The 18,327-nt window shown below is 66.7% G+C and carries 14 protein-coding genes; 5 read left to right on the top strand and 9 right to left on the bottom strand.

Annotated features, from left to right (window positions below; genetic code table 11):
* Both OSH07_RS03355 and OSH07_RS03360 read right to left on the bottom strand, forming a co-directional pair.
* Positions 1-915, bottom strand: a complete 915-nt coding sequence (locus tag OSH07_RS03355) for a carbohydrate ABC transporter permease (protein WP_266337176.1) — start codon at positions 913-915, stop codon at positions 1-3.
* A gap of 144 nt (positions 916-1,059) precedes the next feature.
* The gene (locus tag OSH07_RS03360) at positions 1,060-2,499 is read right to left on the bottom strand and encodes an extracellular solute-binding protein (protein ID WP_266337177.1); all 1,440 of its coding nucleotides are present in this window, start codon (positions 2,497-2,499) and stop codon (positions 1,060-1,062) included.
* Between the two features lie 299 nt (positions 2,500-2,798).
* On the opposite strand from OSH07_RS03360, the gene OSH07_RS03365 reads away from it, so the two are divergent.
* The 3 genes from OSH07_RS03365 (at position 2,799) to OSH07_RS03375 (ending at position 6,729) form a co-directional block, all read left to right on the top strand.
* A complete protein-coding gene (locus tag OSH07_RS03365; RefSeq protein WP_277614105.1) occupies positions 2,799-4,052 on the top strand; it encodes an ROK family protein in 1,254 nt (417 codons plus the stop codon).
* 24 nt (positions 4,053-4,076) lie between these two features.
* Complete coding sequence (locus OSH07_RS03370) at positions 4,077-4,397, top strand: N,N-dimethylformamidase alpha subunit family protein (protein WP_266337178.1); 321 nt, start codon at positions 4,077-4,079, stop codon at positions 4,395-4,397.
* 70 nt (positions 4,398-4,467) lie between these two features.
* On the top strand, positions 4,468-6,729 hold the full coding sequence (locus OSH07_RS03375; RefSeq protein WP_266337179.1) for a N,N-dimethylformamidase beta subunit family domain-containing protein: 2,262 nt from the start codon (positions 4,468-4,470) through the stop codon (positions 6,727-6,729).
* 54 nt (positions 6,730-6,783) lie between these two features.
* On the opposite strand, the gene OSH07_RS03380 is transcribed toward OSH07_RS03375, so the two are convergent.
* Complete coding sequence (locus tag OSH07_RS03380; protein ID WP_266337180.1) at positions 6,784-7,542, bottom strand: hydroxypyruvate isomerase family protein; 759 nt, start codon at positions 7,540-7,542, stop codon at positions 6,784-6,786.
* 215 nt (positions 7,543-7,757) lie between these two features.
* Here OSH07_RS03380 and ku point away from each other — a divergent pair, with 215 nt between their 5' ends.
* Both ku and ligD read left to right on the top strand, forming a co-directional pair.
* Positions 7,758-8,651: a non-homologous end joining protein Ku gene (ku, locus tag OSH07_RS03385; protein WP_266337181.1), complete on the top strand. Its 894-nt coding sequence runs from the start codon at positions 7,758-7,760 to the stop codon at positions 8,649-8,651.
* A 1-nt stretch (position 8,652) separates the two neighbouring features.
* Positions 8,653-11,280 (top strand): DNA ligase D, encoded by a 2,628-nt coding sequence (gene ligD, locus OSH07_RS03390; protein ID WP_266337182.1) that lies wholly within the window; start codon positions 8,653-8,655, stop codon positions 11,278-11,280.
* A gap of 164 nt (positions 11,281-11,444) precedes the next feature.
* Here the strand turns inward: ligD and OSH07_RS03395 are convergent, their stop codons facing one another.
* The 6 genes from OSH07_RS03395 to OSH07_RS03420 all read right to left on the bottom strand — a co-directional run bounded on the left by OSH07_RS03395 (position 11,445) and on the right by OSH07_RS03420 (position 18,208).
* Positions 11,445-12,386, bottom strand: a complete 942-nt coding sequence (locus OSH07_RS03395) for a carbohydrate ABC transporter permease (RefSeq protein ID WP_266337183.1) — start codon at positions 12,384-12,386, stop codon at positions 11,445-11,447.
* 25 nt (positions 12,387-12,411) lie between these two features.
* Complete coding sequence (locus tag OSH07_RS03400; RefSeq protein WP_266337184.1) at positions 12,412-13,527, bottom strand: carbohydrate ABC transporter permease; 1,116 nt, start codon at positions 13,525-13,527, stop codon at positions 12,412-12,414.
* Positions 13,528-13,686: 159 nt separating this feature from the next.
* Positions 13,687-15,363, bottom strand: a complete 1,677-nt coding sequence (locus tag OSH07_RS03405; protein ID WP_266337185.1) for a type 2 periplasmic-binding domain-containing protein — start codon at positions 15,361-15,363, stop codon at positions 13,687-13,689.
* A 384-nt stretch (positions 15,364-15,747) separates the two neighbouring features.
* On the bottom strand, positions 15,748-16,686 hold the full coding sequence (rbsK, locus tag OSH07_RS03410) for a ribokinase (RefSeq protein WP_266337186.1): 939 nt from the start codon (positions 16,684-16,686) through the stop codon (positions 15,748-15,750).
* 13 nt (positions 16,687-16,699) lie between these two features.
* The gene (locus OSH07_RS03415; protein WP_266337187.1) at positions 16,700-17,155 is read right to left on the bottom strand and encodes an RbsD/FucU family protein; all 456 of its coding nucleotides are present in this window, start codon (positions 17,153-17,155) and stop codon (positions 16,700-16,702) included.
* Positions 17,156-17,410: 255 nt separating this feature from the next.
* Positions 17,411-18,208 carry an IclR family transcriptional regulator gene (locus OSH07_RS03420; protein ID WP_266337188.1) on the bottom strand — a complete coding sequence of 266 codons (798 nt, stop codon included), beginning with the start codon at positions 18,206-18,208 and terminating at the stop codon, positions 17,411-17,413.
* Positions 18,209-18,327: the final 119 nt, after the last annotated feature.

Here is an 18,327-nt window from a genome sequence, read left to right on the forward strand (position 1 = left end):
TCAATCCCAATCCTTGAACGCGAAGAAGACGAACAGGCCGATGATCGCGTTGACGATGATCACCATCATCCAGGTCATGGCGCTGGAGAGGCCGATGTTGAAGTCGACCATGCCGGCTTGATAGAGGCTGTAGCCGAGCGTGCGACTGGAGGTTCCGGGGCCGCCCTTGGTCAGCACCACCACCAGGTCGAACGTATTGAAGATCTGCATGAAGCGCAGCATGACCACGATCAGCGCTGTCTTGCGGATCAGCGGCAGCTTGATGTGCAGCAGCTGCTTCCAGGGCGAGACGCCGTCGATCTTCGCCGCCTCGACGATCTCGTCGGGCACGGCGAGCAGCGCGGCATAGAGCACGATCGCGAAGAACGGCGTCCACTGCCAGATATCGGCGAACAGCACCGCCCAGAGCGCCGTCGACGGCGAGCCGAGCAGGCCGGCGGCGGGAAGGGGAATGCCGGCCGAGGTCAGCAGCCACGGGATCAGGCCGCCATTCGGATCGTACATGTAGCGGAACAGGAAGCCGACGACGATCGGCGCGATGGTGGTCGGCATGATCAGCAGCACGCGGGTCATCTTGATGCCGCGGAGCCGGCGCATCAGCAGCAGCGCGATGGCAAGGCCGAGCGTGAACTCGACCGCCGTGCCGACGAGCGTCATCATCAGCGTCGTCTTCAGTGAGTCGAGGAACATGCCGTTCGACAACGCCATTCTGTAGTTGTCGAAGCCGATGAAGCCCATCGGCGAGGGGCCCATCTGCAGGTTCCAGAAATAGAAGCTGTTCTTGAGCGCGAAGAGGAGCGGGAAGGCGATCAGCGCGACCAAAAGCAGGATCGACGGGCTGATCAGGAGCCACGGCGTATAGTCGGGCAGGCGACGCCGCGCGCGCGGCGGCGCGGCGATGGAAACAGCGGACATGGACGCTCCAATCGAAAAGAGAGCGGACGGGGGCCGGGAGGTACACCCGCCCGCTCCAGTGGAGCAAAGATCTTGGGGCTCTTTGCTCGGATCGGGATCTGCTTGGGCGGGTCTTCGTCAGCGAAGACCCGCCGCGGGCCAGGCTCAGGCGAGCGACTTGAGCAGGCTCTTGGTGGCGTCGAGCGTGTCGTTGAACGACGCCTGCTGATACGGGATCAGGAAGTTGCCCTTGAGGATCGTCTCGAAGAAGGTCGAGGTCTCCGACAGGCAGGCTTCCGGCGTCAGCTGGCCGGTCAGGACCTTGTTGAGGTTCAGGCCGTAGATGCCTTCGAGCGTCGTGTAGACCGGCACCGGCGGACGGACGATCTTGCCGTTGCCGCGTTCCAGGTCGCCGAGCTGGGCGGTCAGGTGCGGGTAGATCTTCAGCAGCTCCGCGTCCTTGTAGAGCGACGGCCGGGCGAAGTCGGAGAACTGGTAGCCATACTTGTTGTAGAGGCCCATCGCCTTCTGCGTCTTGGCCGAGGTCGCCCATTTGACGAACTGCCAGGCGGCGTCGCGATTGGCGGTGTTGGCGGTGATGCCGAGGCTGTGGCCGCCGAGCGACACGACCTGCTCGCCGGGGCCCTTGGGCAGGCGGGCCATGCCGAGCTTGTCGGCGACGACCGAGTCCTTGCCGCTCATGTAGCCGTCCTTCTTGCAAAGGTAGGCATAGGGCGTCCACCAGTAGAACATGCCGACGTCGCCCTTGGCGAAGCGCATGCCGGCGTCGAACCAGTTGTAGCCGACCGATTCAGCCGGGGCGTTCTTGTAGAGCTCGGAGAAGATCTTCAGCGCGGCAAGGTTTTCCGGGCTGTTGATGGTCGGCTGGAAGTCCCAGGCGGACGAGGCCGGGAAGTCCTTGAACCAGCGCGTGCCCATGCTGGCGGCGAGCTGCGAATACATGTGCACGACGGGGGCGGGTTGCTGCCCGGCCAGCACGGTGCCGCTCATCTCCTTGCCGTCGAAGTCCTGGCCGTTCATCTTCTGGATGGCGGCGAGGTACTGCTCCCAGGTCCAGCTGCCGTCTTCCGGCACGGCGATGCCGGCCTTCTCGGCGAAGTCCTTGCGGTAGAGCACCATCTGGCCATAGGCGGCCACCGGCAGCGTGCCGATCTGCCCGCGCCAGGTGTTCAGCGAGTAGAGCACCTCGGGGATATAGTCCTCGATATGGGTGTCGCTGTCCGCCTTGATGAACTCGTTGAGCGGGGTGATCCACTTGCTCTCGAGATACTGGCCGAGCCACATCTGGTCGACCGAGATGACGTCGGCGTCCGGTTCGTTGCTGATGAAGGATGAGGTCAGTCGCGCCTGCAGCGCTTCGAGCGAGATCGCCTCGATCTGGACCTTGACGCCGGTCTCCTGCTCGAACTGGTCCTTCAGGCCCTCGATCGCATAGTAGAACGGGTCGCCCGCCAGCAGGATGCGCAAGGTCTTGTCGGCCGCCATCGCCCGGCGCGGCAGCATGCCGCCGCCGACGGCGGCCGTCCCGGCCAGCGCCGCGCCGCCCTTCAGCAGGCTGCGCCGTGACAGATTGAAATCAGTCATGTTCCCACTCTCCTCTTGGAAGCATCGTCTGGCGCCCGGTCCCCGCCGTGCGCTCCTTGATTACCGCTCACGCCGCTTGTTGCTGCATCGCACACTTCGGTTCCCATCGAAGTCTGTCGCGGCGTGTCGATCGTCTTGTTAGTATGAGGCTCGCACAAACATTTTAACTCGTCAACGACCCCTTGTTCCGCTAAGAATTAATTCGGAGGTCGGACTGGCGGCGCGCGCATCGGGCCGGGTTTCCGTATAGGAAGCGGGGGCCTGGCCGACGGGTCGCCGGCGAGCAGCACGAGGACAGATTGGAGCGCGAACCTTCCCCCCAGCGTTGGCCGATCGACGAGGAGGAGCTGTCCGGCGACGTCCGGATCGTCCCGCCCGGCCGGACGCTGCTTTCCTCCTCGATGGTCGGTTCGGCCAATCGCGGTCGCGTGCTGCAGACGCTGTTCGACCTCGGGCCGACCAGCCGGGCGGAGCTGGCGCGGCTTGCCGGCGTCAACCGCACCACGATCTCCGGCATCGTCCAGCCGCTGCTCGACCAGCAGGTGCTGGTGGAGGGCGATCCGATCCGGCCGAGCGAGGCCGGCGGCAAGCCGGCGCGACCTTTGTGGTTCTCGCCCGAAGCGCGGCCGATCTGCGGCATGATGCTGATGCCCGACGCTGTCCATACCTGCCTTGTGACGCTCGCCGGCACGATCTCGGCCGAGCACAGCGTGGCGTTTCCTCCCGACAATCCGAAGATCGGCGAGATCGAGCGGGCGATTGAGCTCTGCACGTCGCGGACGCTCGCCTCAGCCCGGCGCGAGCCGCTTGGCATCGGCGTTGCCGTCGGCGGCATGGTCGATACCGACCGTCGCGCCATCATCGCCGTCAACCTGGCGCCGGTGCTGAACGGTTTCGAACTCGGCGACATGCTGACGAGGCGCTATGGCCTGCCGGCGCTGCTCGATCACCATCCGCGCGCGCTGCTCGTCGGCGACCGCTGGTTCGGCAAGGGGCGCGGCATGCAGAATTTCGCCGCCGTCTATACCGGCGAGGTGCTGGGTTGCGCGCTCTATCTCGGCGGCCACCTCTATCGCGGCCGCAACGGGGCCGGCGGCGAACTCGGCCACACCTTCGTGCAGGTCGACGGCGCGCTCTGCGCCTGCGGCCGGCGCGGCTGCTGGGAAACGATCGCGACCGTCGGCTGGCTGCGCCGCCAGGCGCGCGCGATCGGCATCGACGCGCCCGACGAGATCAATTCGCGCCGCCTGGTGGCGCTTGCCGGCGCCGGCGTCCCCGGTGCGCGCGACCTGCTCGATCTCTATGCCCGCAACGTCGCCGTTGGCATTGCCAATTTGCAGCAGACGGTGGCGCCGAATTTCTACGTTCTGCACGGCGACGTCGTCGGCGGCGGGGAAATCATGGCGGAAGCGATTGCGGGACATGTCCGCGCCCTCGTACCATCGCGCAGCGGGGGGGAGATCAGCTTCGCGATCGGAGAGACGGAAGACCGCGCGGCATTGCTGGGCGCGGCCGGTCTTGTCCTGTCGGAGCTGCTTCAGTTTCCATTGTAGGGTTCGACGCAGGGGGAGTGCTTCATGGTCTACAAGATCGATCCGGAGATTGATCGACACTACATCGAGGAGTTCAGGCAGAAGCCGATCGGGGCGCACAGCCCCGGCCTGCAGCGCCTCCTCAACACCATGCGCCATGATCCTTCGGGCCGGCAGGTGGTGCTGGTCTGCAAGCGCCCGTTCCAGGAATGGGTGCTCGGCCTGATGCCGGCCGACCGGCGCGAGCCGATCGCGATCGAGGACGGGCCCGTGTTCACCGACATCGAAGAGGCGGAATGGGAAGTCTTCCGTCGCCGCTGGCGCCTTTTGACGGGCGAAAGCATCAATCGGCCGCTGCGCGACTGATCCTTCCCGTTCGAACAGCCGGTCGCTGCCACAGCGATCCCGTTTCATGCGCCAATCTGGACTTCATTCCATGCTCAAGATCGTCGGCTATCCGGACCGTTACAGCGTCGCCCCGGGCGAGGAGATCGCTTTCAAGATTTCGCTCGAGGAGGGCGACACGTTCGAGGCCCGGCTGGTCCGCGTCGTCAATGGCGACTGCAATCCCGCCGGCCCCGGCCTGAAGTTTCCCCATATCCCGACCGAGATCGACGGTGTTCACGCCGGCAAGCCGCAGCGAATCGACGCCGGCTCCTACATGATCGCATCCGACCTGCCGGCGATTGCTTCGCGGACCTTCTCCTTTCTCGGCTTCGTCTGGCCGACGCTGCCGAAGCGCGGCGAGCAGGTGATCGCGGCGCAGTGGGACCCGGCGACGCAGGCCGGCTTCCAGATCGGCATCGGCGATGAAGGCCGGTTGTCGCTCACGGTCGGCGATGGCGCCGGCGGCACGGAAACGGTCCGCGTCGATCATCCGATGCTGGAGCGGCAGTGGTACCAGATCGCCGTCACCTTCGATCCCGCCAGCGGCGAGGTCACGCTCGACCAGCGTCCGCTCATCCCCTTCGCGGTGATCCGCGACCACGGCGAGTATCGTGGCCGCATCCGCCTCGCGGTGCAGGCGCCGGCGACAGCGTTCCTGCTCGCCGGACGGCCGGAGGCCGATGGCACCGTCGGCCATCATTTTGATGGCAAGATCGATGGGCCGATCCTGCTTTCCGGCATCCGCACCCATGCCGATCATGACGGCCTGCTCGCAGGCACCGCGCCGCACGACGTCGAGGTCGCGCGCATCGCGCATTGGGATTTCTCACGCGAGATCGAGAGCGTCACCGCCGTCGATGTCGGCCCGTTCGGCCGCCATGGCCGGCTGATGCAGATGCCGGCCCGCGCCATGAAGGGCCATAACTGGACCGGCGAGGAACAGGCATGGCCGAGGAAGCCCGAGCATTACGGTGCGGTGCATTTCCACCATGATGACGTCTATGACGCGGCCTGGGAGACCTCGGTCTCGCTGACGATCCCGGACGATCTGAGGAGCGGCGCCTATGCGCTGTACGCCTGGTCCGGCGACAGCGACGAGACCGCGACCCGCGAGGCCTATATTCCGTTCTTCGTCCGCCCGCCGCGCGACAAGGCCAGGCGCGGCAAGCGCCCGCCGGTCCTCGTGCTGGCGCCGACCATGTCCTACCTGTCCTATTGCAACCATGCCGAACACATTACCGCGCGGGGAGCTGAACGGCAGATGGGCCGGTTGCTCACCTTCGGCCATACCGACCTCTACATGTATGACCATCCCGAGCTCGGCGGCTCGCATTACGACACCCATGCCGATGGCTCGGGCGTCTGCTATTCGAGCCGGCTAAGGCCGAACCTCAATTTCTCGCCGCGCTATCATTCCTGGCTCGGCGGCCCCGGCTCGGCCCTCTACCAGTACAATGCCGACACGCATCTCTTCGACTGGCTCGAGCACAAGGGCGTCGACTACGACCTGATCACCGACGAGGACCTGCACGAGGAGGGCTACGACCTCCTCGCCGATTATCGCATCGTCATCACCGGCACTCATCCCGAATACCATTCGACGGCGATGTGGGACGGCATGAAGGCGTGGATCGATCGCGGCGGCCGGCTCATGTATATGGGCGGCAATGGCTGGTACTGGCGCATCGGCTTCCACAAGACAGAGCCGGGCGTCATCGAGGTCCGCCGCGCCGAGGACGGCATCCGCACCTGGGCGGCCGAGCCCGGCGAATACTACCAGTCGTTCAATGGCGAGTTCGGCGGCCTCTGGCGGCGCATCGGCCGCGCGCCGAACGTCATGGCGGGCGTCGGCTTCATCGCCCAGGGCTTCGACATCTCGACCTTCTACCGGCGCGCGCCGGACGCGGACAATCCGCGCGCGGCCTTCATCTTCAAGGATGTTCCGGACGAGATCATCGGCGATTTCGGCCTGGTCGGCGGCGGTGCGGCCGGCATCGAGCTCGACTGCATCACCCCCAATCTCGGCGGTCCGCCCAACATGCTGCGGCTCGCCTCGTCGGACGGCCACAGCGCCATGATGATGCTGGTGAACGAGGAGTTCGGCGTGGTGCCGCCCAATCTCGGCGGCGACCAGAACGAGCGCGTCCACGCCGACCTCGCCTTCGGCGAGACGCCCTCGGGCGGCGCGCTGTTCGCCACCTCGTCGATCGCCTGGTGCGGCTCGCTCTCGCACAATGACTATGACAACAACGTCTCGCGCATCACCTGGAACGTGTTGGAGCGCTTCCTCGACGAGACGCCGTTCGTCTAGGCAACACAGCGCGACGGCGGCGGAATATTGCCCCGCCGTCGCGCCGCATTCCGCTCAGCCGGCGAGCACCTGCTTCAGGCTGGCGAGCGTGCCGGTCGTCGGCTTGTATTCGAGGCCGACGAGGCCCGGATAGCCGTTCGCTTCAAGCCAGGCGACGCGGGCCTGCCAGTCGAGCTTGCCGGTGCCCGGCTCGTGCCGGCCCGGCGTATCGGCGAGATGCACATGCGCCACCCGGTCGATCCGGCCGGCGAGCACCTCGGCGATTTCTTCCGACATCACGGCCGAATGGTAGATGTCGTAGAGGATCTTGATTTCAGGCCGGCCGATCTCGTCGACGATGTCGAGCCCTTCGACGGTCGAGGGCAGGAAATAGCCGACATGGTCGACCAGCGTGTTGAGCGGCTCGACCGCGAGCGTCACGCCGGAATCGGCGAGGATCTCGGCCGAACGGGCAAGGCCCTCCGTCAGCGCCACCCGCTGTTCGGCGCGCGTCCGGCCCGGCAGGTCGGCGCCCGCCTGCACGATCAGCACCGGCGCGCCGAGCCGCCTCGCCACATCGATCGACGCCTTCAGGCCTTCGAGGAATTCGTCATGCTTGGCCGGATCGGTGAGTGGCACCATCGGCTCGGCGACGAAGCCGGCGACCTTCATGCCGGTCTCGTCGAGGGCGGCGGCGATGGCGTCGATATCCTTGTTGCGCCAGTGCCAGAACTCGACGGCGGCAAGGCCGGCCTGGCTGGCGAGACGGATTCGGTCGGCGAAATCGGGCGCTTCGGCTTTGAAGAGCCATTCGAGGCAGGCGGAATATCGCATGGAACCTGTCGATCGGGCTGGGGAGGGCAGGGCGGGGCCGGCTCTTGCCGGTTCGAACGCCGCCGACGATAGCCGCGCGGTCCTGCCGGCTCAATCGCCCTCCGGGCAAATCGCTGCCGTCGCGGAACGGAATCGCGCTCCCGTCGTTGGACTCCTCGTTCGGGCCCGCCCGGCCGCGGGCGCGATCGTGTCGGTGTGGCGTGGGAGTGCGGAAAATGGCTCCGAGGGCGGTATGGAAGGGCTATCTCAAGGTTTCCGAGATCATCTGCCCGGTGGCGCTGCACACCGCCGCCTCGACCTCGGAGCGCATCGCCTTCCACACGCTGAACCGCGCCACCGGAAACCGCATCCGCCGCCAGTTCGTCGACGAGGCGAGCGGCAAGCCGGTCGAGGCCGATGACCAGATCAAGGGCTATGAGATCGCGCCGGGCGACTATGTCGAGATCGACCCGGAGGAGATCGCCGCGGCGCAGCCGGACAGCGACAAGACGCTCGCCGTCGAGGCCTTCGTCAGGCTGGACGACGTTGACAATGTCTATTTCGACCGGCCCTACTACCTGACACCCGGCGACCGGGCGGCGCTGGAGGCTTTCGTGCTGATCCGCGACGGCATGCGCGGGAGCGGCGCGGCGGCGATCGCCCGCGCGGTGCTGTTCCGGAAGATGCGCAGCGTGCTGATCCGGCCCGACGCGGAAGGGCTGGTCGCGACGACGCTCAGCTTCGACTACGCCATCCGCCCGGCGCGCGAGGCCTTCGACCCGATACCGAAGCTGAAGATCGAAGGCGAGATGCTGCAACTCGCCAAGCACATCATCGACACCAAGCGCGGAACCTTCGAACCCGCTGCCTTCCAGGACCGCTACGAGGCGGCGCTGGCCGAGCTTGTGAAGGCCAAGCTCGAAGGCAGGACCTTCGTGGCGCCACAGCCGCGCAAGGCCGCCAAAGTGGTCGACCTGATGGCGGCGCTGCGCGAGAGCGCCGGGGTGGCGAAGCCTGCCGCCAAGGTCGCTAAACCGGCCGCCAAATCGGATTCGACCAAGCCGGTGACCGCCCGGTCTGGCAAGCCGGCACGGGGCAAGGCGGCGGTGCCGCACCGCAAGGCGAGCTGAGATGGCCGCACCGCTCGAGGCCTATCGCAGCAAGCGCGATTTCAAGGTCACGCCGGAACCGGCCGGACGCAAGGCAACCGGGACGCCCGACAAGTCCAGGACCGCCAAGGCGGCGACGCCCGCGCTGAGCTTCGTCATCCAGAAGCACGACGCGACGCGGCTGCACTACGATTTCCGCCTGGAGATGGACGGAGTCCTGAAGAGCTGGGCCGTCACTCGGGGGCCGAGCCTCGACCCGGCCGAAAAGCGCCTCGCCGTGCATGTCGAGGACCATCCGCTCGAGTATGGCGGCTTCGAGGGCACGATCCCCAAGGGCGAGTATGGCGGCGGCACGGTCATTCTCTGGGATCGTGGCACCTGGGTGCCGGTCGGCGATCCACACCGGGGCTATGCCAAGGGCCATCTCGAATTCGAGCTGAAGGGCGAGAAGCTGCATGGCCGCTGGCATCTCGTGAAGATGCAGGGAAGGCCGCGCGAAAAGCGCGAGAACTGGCTGCTGATCAAGGCCGAGGACGACGCCGCCCGGCCGCCCGGCGCGCCGGACATTCTCGACGAGATGCCGGATTCGGTGAAGACGGGCCGCGCCATCGCCGATGTCGAGGACGAGGCGCCCGGCTGGTCGTCGAAAACCGGCAAGATCGACAGGAAGCGGGCGAAGCCCGCCGCCAGGACGAAACCGGAGCCTGTCGCCGAGGCGGCGCACCCGCCACCGCTGACCGATCCCGCGACGCTGAAGGGCGCGAAGAAGGCGGCGATGCCGGCTTTCGTCGAGCCGGCGCTGGCGTCGCCGGCCGATGTCCCGCCGGCCGGAAGGCGCTGGATCCATGAGATCAAGTTCGACGGCTACCGCCTGCAGGCGCATGTCGCGGCCGGCCGCGTCAAGCTCCTGACCCGGACGGGGCTCGACTGGACGAAGAAGTTCGGCAAGGAGATCGTCGCGGCCCTGCAGGCGCTCCCGATCGGCACGGCGCTGCTCGATGGCGAACTGGTGGTCGAGACGGCGAACGGGGCCTCGGATTTTTCCGCCCTGCAGGCCGATCTGAGCGAGGGGCGTTCTGATCGGTTCGTCTTCTACGCCTTCGACCTCCTCTATCTCGATGGCTATGACCTGCGTGAGCTGCCGCTTTCCGAGCGCAAGCAGCTTCTGGCGCAGGTCGTGGCGCAGGCGGCGCCGCTCATCCGCCTGAGCCAGCATTTCGAGGAGGACGGCGCGGTGGTGTTTCGCCACGCGAGCCGGCTCGGGCTGGAGGGCATCGTCTCGAAGGTCCTGGATTCCCCCTATCGCTCCGGTCGCAGCAAGAGCTGGCTCAAGGTGAAGGGTTCGGCGCGGCAGGAATTCGTCATCGGCGGCTATGTGCCGTCCACCACCTCGCGCCGCGCCATCGGTTCGCTGGTGCTCGGCGTGCAGGCGGATGGCGCGTTGCAGCCCGTCGGCCGCGTCGGCACCGGCTTTTCCGCCCGGGTGGCGGAGGATCTGTTCCAGACGCTCGAGCGGATGCGGATTTCCGCCAGCCCGTTCGGACGCGCCCTGACGGCGGAGGAGGGGCGGCAGGTGCGCTTCGTCCGGCCCGAACTGGTGGCCGAGGTCGAGTTCCGGGCCTGGACGGCGGATGGCCATCTCCGCCATGCGTCGTTCCGCGGACTGCGCGAGGACAAGCCGGCCGCCGAGATCATTCGGGAGAAGTCCAGCATGGACGAGAAGCCGGCAAGAAGGAACGCGCCGACGGCGGAGCCAGCGCGTTCGAGCGTGAAGCTGACCCATCCCGACCGGGTCTACTGGCCGGATGCCGGCGTCACCAAGCAGGGCCTCGCCGACTATTACACCGAGGTCTGGCCGCACATCGCGCCGTTCATCACCCGCCGGCCGCTGTCGCTGCTGCGCTGTCCGAACGGCGTCACCGGCGAGCAGTTCTTCCAGAAGAATGCCTGGAAGGGGCTGAACGAGGCGATCGTCCTGCTCGACGATCCGGCAACCGCGGAGGTGGAGCACCTGATCAGCATCGACGACCTCGACGGGCTGATCGCGCTGGTGCAGTCGGCGGTGCTGGAAATCCACCCCTGGGGCTCGACCGTCGACGCCTGGGAAAAGCCGGACATGATCATCATGGACCTCGACCCGGGCGAGGGCGTCGGCTGGGAGCGGGTGATCGAGGCGGCGCAGGAGGTGCGGCAGCGGCTCGCCGATGCCGGGCTCGCCGCCTTCGTCAAGACATCCGGCGGCAAGGGGCTGCACGTGGTGGCGCCGCTGAAGCCGAAGGCGGAATGGCCGGAGATCAAGGCCTTCACCAAGGGGCTCGCCGACGCGATGGCTTCCGACAGTCCCGACCACTATGTCGCGACGATCACCAAGGCGAAGCGGCCGGGCAAGATCCTGATCGACTATCTGCGCAACCAGCGCGGCCAGACGGCGGTGGCGCCCTATTCGACGCGGGCCCGCGCCGGCGCGCCCGTCTCGGCGCCGCTTGCCTGGGAGGAACTGAGCCCGGCGATCGGCCCGGCCTATTTCACCGTGCTCAACCTGCCGACCCGGCTCGCCTCGCTCGGGTCGGACCCCTGGGCCGATTTCCGCACGGCGGCGAAGCCGCTGGAACTTGGCGCGGCGGCGAAGAAGAAGGGCGGCGGCAAGTAACGCCGGTCGCCTGGCTCATGGCAGGAAGACCCTCACCCTAACCCTCTCCCGCCCGCGGGAGAGGGGACCAGGTGCGTATACGGACGCGCTGTTGATGAGGGGCAAGGCAAAAAAGCCCTCTCCCGCGGGCGGGAGAGGGTTGGGTGAGGGGCTTGCTTGAAGGCTTACTTCACCGCGCCGGCGGTGAGGCCCTTGACGATGTAGCGTTCGAGGAAGATGCCGACGATGGCGAGCGGGGCGATCGCCGCCGTCGAGAGCGCCGCCATCGACCACCAGTTGATGCCCTGCGAGCCGGTCTGGCTCGCGACCATCACGGGCAGCGTATTGGCGTTGGTCGAGGTCAAAAGCGCCGCGAAGAAATACTCGTTCCAGCAAAGCACCACCGACAGGATGAAGGCGGCGACCATGCCGGGCAGCGAGATCGGCAGCACGATGCGCAGGAACGCGCCCCAGGTCGAGCAGCCGTCGACCAGCGCCGCCTGCTCGAGTTCGACCGGGATGCCGCGGAACTGGTCGCGCATGATCCAGATCACGATCGGCAGCACCATCAGCGTATAGACGACGATCAGGCCGATGCGGGTGTCGAGCAGCGCCAGCTCCTTGTAGAGAACGAGGAACGGCATGGCGAGCACGACCGGCGGCAGGATCAGCTGCGACAGGAAGAAGAACGAGATGTCGCGGTTGCGCCATATCGCGAACTTGTAGTCGAAGCGGACCAGGCCATAGGCGGCGAGCGAGCCGAGGATGACGGCCAGCAGCGAGGCGCCGATCGACATGATGGCCGAGTTCATGAAGCGCTTCATGAACTCCTCGCGCACCGTCGAGGTGTTGAAGATCGTATCCGGCGACAGGCCGATCGAGCGCCAGCCGCGCCAGTCGGGCGTGTAGTCGACGAAGGGGATCAGATGGCCCTGGGTGACGTCGACGGCGACCTTGAAGGAGGTCGTGATCGTCCAGTAGATCGGGAACAGCGCGATGAAGGTCCACAGCAGCAGCAGGCCGTAGATCGCCACCTTGCCGGCGATGCGCTTGGTGTTGCTGGCGAACTCGCTCGGCGGCTCGCGATAGGCCTGGTAGCGGGTGGCCATGGCGGTTTGTGCTTTCATGCTCATGCTCTCACACCCTTGGCCACTATCCGGTCACCCGCTTCATCCAGCGGCTCGAACCCCAGAGCAGCAGGGCGATGAAGAGGGCGATCAGGATGAAGTAGAACTCGGCCACCATGGTGCCGTAGCCGACGTTCGAACGGTCGCGATATTCGCGGAAGATGAAGCTCGACACCGTGTCGGTCGAGCCGCCGGGGCCGCCGGAAGTCACGGTGATGACGATGTCGGCGAGCTTCAGCTGGAAGATGATGCGGATGATGACGGCGGTGATCGAGACCGGCAGCATCAGCGGGAAGATGATCTGCCAGAAGGTGCGCCAGCCATTGGCGCCGTCAACCTTGGCCGCCTCGAGGATCTCCTTCGGCAGGGCCTGCAGGCCGGCGAGGAGGAGGATCATTACGAACGGAATCCAGACCCAGGCGTCCATCGCCATGATCGAGAAGCGGGCGATCCAGGGCGAGGCGAAGAAGGCCGGGTTCTCCCAGCCGAGATGGCGGGCGAGCGTCGCGGCCGGGCCGAAGCGGTATTCCATCAGCGACTTGCCGACCATCCAGCCGACGGCGACCGGGCTCAGCATGAACGGCATCAGGAAGGCGACGCGGAAGAACTTTCGCGCGCGGATTTCGGCGTTGAGGAGCAGGGCGAGGCCGAAGGCGATCGCATACTGGACCAGCACGGCGAGGACGTAGAAGCCCATGTTGCGCAGCGCGTTCCAGAAATAGCCGTCATGCATCAGCGCCCAGAAATTGGCGAGGCCGTTGAACGAGCGGCCCTCGAACGAGGCGAGGTTCCAGTCGGTGAAGGCGATGTAGAGACCGGCGACGGTCGGGAAGATCACCACCGCGACCGTGAACAGGATCGCCGGCAGCACGAACAGGGCGCGCTTTCCCCCTTCGCCGCGGATCATCACCTGGCCGACGCCGAGCGCCACGCCCCAGGCGAGATAGGCGTAGAGGACCGGCCGCCAGTTGGCGAAACCGGATTCCGTCTGGCCGGCGGCATAGAGGCCTTGGTAGAGGGCGATGGCGCCAAGCGCGATCGTCGCCAGCGTGATCAGCCATTTTCCGGCCGTGCGGCGTCCCTCGGGAATGTCATGCGCAGCAACGAGATCCTGCGGCGCGGCCACTGTCGACGTCTGCATTGTTGTCCGCTTCGTCAAGGAGCGTCGCGACGACGCTCATAGAAATAAACCGGCTGGCGACGCGTGCGCCGCCAGCCCTGAAGGATCCGCAGGCCAGGCCCTCGATGCGAAGGCCCGGGCAGGACCGGCCAGCCCGAAGACTGGCCGGGTTCCATTGGCTCAGAGGCCGAGCGAGGCCTTGTAGAGTTCGATCTGCTTCTCGCGGCCGATCTGGTCGGTCAGCTTCTCCCAGGCGGCGGCGATCTTGTCGGCGCCTTCCTGGGCGGTGTTCTGGCCGGCGAAGGTCTTGGCCAGTTCGTCCTCGGCGATCGAGTAGTACTGGAAGATGCCCGGGATGCGCGGCTCGATCGCCGCGTTCGGGTGGTTGTAGCTGTCCTTGTTGGCGTTCAGGTATGCGGTGATGAACGCCTCGTCGTAGCCGGCGGCGACCCACTCCGGGATGTTGAACTGGCTGTTCCGGTAGGGCTGGAAGCCCGACGGGTAGGCCGACATCCAGAGCGCGATGTCCTTGCCGCCGAGATGGGCGGCGGCGGACCAGGCCGCCTTCTTCTTCTTCTCGTCAGCGTCGACACGCGACATCACGTAGACGCCCCAGCCGAGGAAGGCCATGTTCGGCGCGTAGTTCGGGCCGGAGGCGAGCTTGTCCCACTGACCGGTCTTGGCGTTGTAGACGTCGTCCGAGCCCGGCAGGATCGAGAAGCCGGTGACGTCGCCGACGACCGAGGTGTCGCTGGTCTTGGCGTTGGAGCCGACGTCGCCCCACCAAGAGACCATCGAACCGGTGCCGCCCAGGAACTGCTGGAAGGCGGTGGTGTTCGGGTCGGCGTTGATCTGGTCGGCCGGCTCCGACGGCAGCGCGTCGATCACGTCCTGGATGGCGCGCACCCAGGCCGGATTGTTGACGCGCGGCTTCATCGTGTCGGCGTCGAACAGCCAGGCCTTGTCGTCGGGATGCTTGGCATAGGCGGTGGCGCGGCTGCCGAGGAAGTAGAAGCCGAAACCGCCCCAGGCCTTCGGCGCATCCAGGTAGCCATAGGCGTCCTGGCCGTTGATCTTCTTGCCCTTGAGGAACTTGGTGGCGGCCTGAACCTGCTGCCAGGTCTTCGGCACGCCCCATTCGCCCTCGTGGCCCTCGTCCTTCCAGGCCTTGGCCAGGTCGGCGTCGGAGAAGACGTCGGTGCGGTGGTTGAAGGTATGGCAGTCGCCGTCGATCGAGACGCGGTAGGTCTTGCCGTTCCAGGTGCCGACCGGCGCCTTGAGGTAGCCGACGTAGTCGTCCATGTCGATCTGGGCCTTGACCCAGTCCGGCATCTCGGAAGCGAGGCCCTTGCCGCAGACGTCGCCCTCGAAGGGAGCGCCCATCTCGATCACGTCGAAGTCGACGGTGCCGGTGGCGATCGACTGCTGCAGGCGGGCGTTGTAATCGGCCTGGGCGAGATCGATCCAGTTGATCTTGGCGCCGGTATAGGCCTCCCACGGCTTCAGGAAGCCGCGGAACAGCATGTTGTGCAGGTTCTGGTTGTTGAGGCCCATGAAGGTCAGCTCAACGCCGGCGAACTCGCCTTCCTTGACGTTCTTCTTGGTGGCGTCGAGCACGAGCTCGCCGACCTTCTGCCAGTCGGCATCGGTGGGCGAACCGGCGCCGACGCCCGGGATCTGCAGCAGCTTGGCGCGGAAATCGGCGTCCTGCGCCATCGCCGGCGTCGCGAACAGGCTGGAACCGCTCATGCCGAGCGCGCCGGTGGCGGCGAGCGCGCCGAGACCCGCGGCGCCCTTCAGCAGGCCGCGGCGGCTGGTCTGCCACTTCTGGTACCGATCGTAATCCTGCGTCTTCATGAAAATCCTCCCGATTTCAATGATGCTACGGTGCTAGCCGCTGCCGGCGCCGGACCGTCTGACGGTTCGTCCGGCGAGCGCGCCCATGCACCCGGATGCGCGAACGATTGCGTATCCACTCCCTCCGCACCGCTTTCCGCGGTGCAAACCCCTCTCCGCCGAGGTCGCTTGCTCCCTGCGCCCGTCTGCGGTGCAACAACAAAAGCGACAATTCCCGGCGCCGTCAACGGATAAGTTTTTCTTCCCTGCATTTGATGTTTCACAGATGAAAAATCTTAAAGCCACGGAAGATCGACTATCTAGGTCCATGATTTTATGGTCCGGACCCGGATCCGCAGTGTTTCGGCCCGGCGCCGGCCAAGGCCGGCTCCGGAACTTTCGTCGTCAGGTGCCGGTCGCCTCGAGCAGGGCCTCCGCCTCCGCCCGCGACGGCATGGACGGCGCCGTGCCCGGACGCGTCACCGAGAGGCCGGCGACGGCGCAGCCGAAGCGGGCCGCCTCGACCGGGTCGGCCCCGCGCGCCAGCGCCGCCGCGAAGCCGCCGTTGAACGCGTCGCCGGCGCCGGCCGTCTCGACCACGGGGCCGGCATTGACCGCCGGGATGTGGAGGGACGCGTCACGGCCGTGCAGCAGCACGCCGGCCTCGCCGAGCGTGATCAGCGCCGTGCCGACGCCCTTGGCGAGCAGCGCGTCGCCGGCCTTGCGGGCGCTGGCGAGGTCGGTGACGGCGATGCCGGTCAGCAGCGCCGCCTCGCTCTCGTTGGGTGTGACATAGTCGCAGAGCGCGTAGATCGCGTCGTCGAACTCTTCTGCCGGCGCCGGGTTGAAGATGGTCGTCACCCCCGCCGCCCGCGCGATTTCCAGCCCGCGCCGCGCGGCGGGAACCGGCTGTTCGAGCTGGGTGATGAAGACGGCGGCCGAGCGGATCGTATCCGCCGACGCCTCGACATCCTCGGCGCTGATGGTCGCGGCAGCGCCCGGCACGACGATGATGGCGTTTTCGCCGGACGTCTCGTTCACATAGATGAAGGCGGCGCCGGTCGGCTGTTCCTCCATCTGGGTGACTTCAGCCGTGATGCCTTCTGCCCGCCAGGTGTCGAGCGCGATGGCGCCAAAGGCGTCCTTGCCGATCTTGGACAGGAAGGTGACGGGCGCCCCGGCCCGGGCCGCCGCGACGGCCTGGTTGGAGCCCTTGCCGCCCGGGCCCATCTTGAAGCCGGAACCGGCGATCGTCTCGCCGATGCCGGGCATCCGGCCGGCGCGAAAGGCGAGGTCCGCCACGAAGATACCGAGAATGGCGACGCCGCGCCTCGTATCCGCCATGTCCTGCCTCCGCTCAGCGAGCGTCGGGCGGAATGACGCCCTTTTTCAGGATGAAGCAGCCATAGAACCGGCGCTCTCCGGTCTGGATGACGCAATAGGCGTTGCGGGCGCGCTCGTAGAAATCGAAGCGCTCGATCGAGCCCATCGGCCAGGAGCGGCCTTCGGCGGCGTCGATCTCGGCCTGCACTTCCTTCTGCACGTCGGGAAGCTGGTCGGGGCTGCCGACGATCTCCATCCGTAGCGCCGGCTGCTCGACGAAGCTGTCGAGCGGCAGCACGGAAAGGATGGCGCGGGCCGCCTCGGCGGCCGAGACATTGTCGATGCGCAGCAATTCGCCCAGCACGGTCTCGCGCGCCACGGCATCGGCCGGGAAGTTGGTGTCGCAGATGACGAGGTCGTCGCCATGTCCCATCGCCCTCAGGGCATAGAGCACGTCCGCGTTCAGAAGCGGGTTGATCGATTTCAGCATCAAGTTCCTCCTGCACGGCCGTCCGCTGCTGCGGATCCTCCTCCGGCCGTCTCTCCGATCGTCCCGGCAGTCTAGCGTGACATTGGCGGTGGCGGGAATGGGGCGAGCGCCATTTCGGGACCGACTCGGGGCCCCGAAACACAAAAAAATCGGCAGCTTCCGTGGCTTCGCAGCACGTTCGAGCGCAGGTCTTGGAACGGGCCACAAAGGTGCGCCGGCTGTCGGCGCGACCTTCCGGGGCGCGGTCGCTTGCCCTCAGTCGCCGGCGAGACGCTGCCAGGGCGACGAGGCGAGCTTCTGCGAGATCTCCGCGGTCGCCTCTTTCAGCCGCTCGATCAGGCGCGGGCGGATCTCCGCCGTCACGCGCCGCTCCGGCGCCGAGATGCTGATCGCCGCGACGGGGTAGCCGCTCTCGTCGAGGATGGCGACGCCCATGCACATCGTGCCTTCCTCGTTTTCGCCGATCTCGATGGCGACGCCGGTCGCCGCCGCCTCGACCAGCTGCTTCTCGATCGTCTTCAGCTGGGTGATGGTCCGGAGCGTGCGCTGCGGCAGCGCGTCGGAGAGAAGCTGCGTCCGCTCGTCCAGTGGCAGTTGCGCCAGGATCGCCTTGCCGAGCGCCGTCGAATGGACCGGATCGCGGCTGCCGATCCGCGCCTGCATGCGCAGCGCCCGCGTCGATTCGATGATGTCGATATAGACGACGTGGTTGTCGGCCAGCACCGCGAGATTGGTCGTCTCGTTGAACTCGCGGTTGATCTCTGTCAGCGCCGGCAGCGCGCATTCGCGCAGCCGCTGGATGCTCTTGTCGGCGGTGGCGAGGGCCCGGAAGCGGATGCCGACGCTGTAGCGGTCGCGATTGGCGTCATAGGTCAGGAAGCCGGCGGCGCTCAGCGTGCGCAGGTAGCGGAACACGCTGGTCTTCGGCAGGCTCAGCTCGCTGGCGATCGTCGTCAGCGAGGCCGGGTGACCCTTCTGGGCGATGGCGTCGAGCACCTTCAGCGCCTTCAGGACCGGGCCGACAATGTAGCGGTCGTCCTGTTCCATGCTCATGGCCTGCCCCTCCGTCCTCGCTTGCGTCGGCCGGAAGCTAGCTTTTTTCCGCCCTGCGAAACAAGCGCTCGTTTACATGAAACGGGGCTTCTGGCTTGGTGCTGCGATACCAAGCAGAG

The sequence above is a fragment of the Kaistia nematophila genome (genome assembly GCF_026343855.1).
GTDB classification, from domain to species: Bacteria; Pseudomonadota; Alphaproteobacteria; order Rhizobiales; family Kaistiaceae; genus Kaistia; species Kaistia nematophila.

Bases quoted from the DNA above. Each gene is read 5' to 3' on its own strand.
- OSH07_RS03400 (WP_266337184.1), bottom strand. From the start codon at position 13,527: ATGCAGACGTCGACAGTGGCCGCGCCGCAGGATCTCGTTGCTGCGCAT.
- OSH07_RS03415 (WP_266337187.1), bottom strand. From the start codon at position 17,155: ATGCTGAAATCGATCAACCCGCTTCTGAACGCGGACGTGCTCTATGCC.
- OSH07_RS03355 (WP_266337176.1), bottom strand. From the start codon at position 915: ATGTCCGCTGTTTCCATCGCCGCGCCGCCGCGCGCGCGGCGTCGCCTG.
- rbsK (WP_266337186.1), bottom strand. From the start codon at position 16,686: ATGGCGGATACGAGGCGCGGCGTCGCCATTCTCGGTATCTTCGTGGCG.
- OSH07_RS03420 (WP_266337188.1), bottom strand. From the start codon at position 18,208: ATGAGCATGGAACAGGACGACCGCTACATTGTCGGCCCGGTCCTGAAG.
- OSH07_RS03375 (WP_266337179.1), top strand. From the start codon at position 4,468: ATGCTCAAGATCGTCGGCTATCCGGACCGTTACAGCGTCGCCCCGGGC.
- ligD (WP_266337182.1), top strand. From the start codon at position 8,653: ATGGCCGCACCGCTCGAGGCCTATCGCAGCAAGCGCGATTTCAAGGTC.
- OSH07_RS03360 (WP_266337177.1), bottom strand. From the start codon at position 2,499: ATGACTGATTTCAATCTGTCACGGCGCAGCCTGCTGAAGGGCGGCGCG.
- ku (WP_266337181.1), top strand. From the start codon at position 7,758: ATGGCTCCGAGGGCGGTATGGAAGGGCTATCTCAAGGTTTCCGAGATC.
- OSH07_RS03370 (WP_266337178.1), top strand. From the start codon at position 4,077: ATGGTCTACAAGATCGATCCGGAGATTGATCGACACTACATCGAGGAG.
- OSH07_RS03380 (WP_266337180.1), bottom strand. From the start codon at position 7,542: ATGCGATATTCCGCCTGCCTCGAATGGCTCTTCAAAGCCGAAGCGCCC.
- OSH07_RS03405 (WP_266337185.1), bottom strand. From the start codon at position 15,363: ATGAAGACGCAGGATTACGATCGGTACCAGAAGTGGCAGACCAGCCGC.
- OSH07_RS03395 (WP_266337183.1), bottom strand. From the start codon at position 12,386: ATGAAAGCACAAACCGCCATGGCCACCCGCTACCAGGCCTATCGCGAG.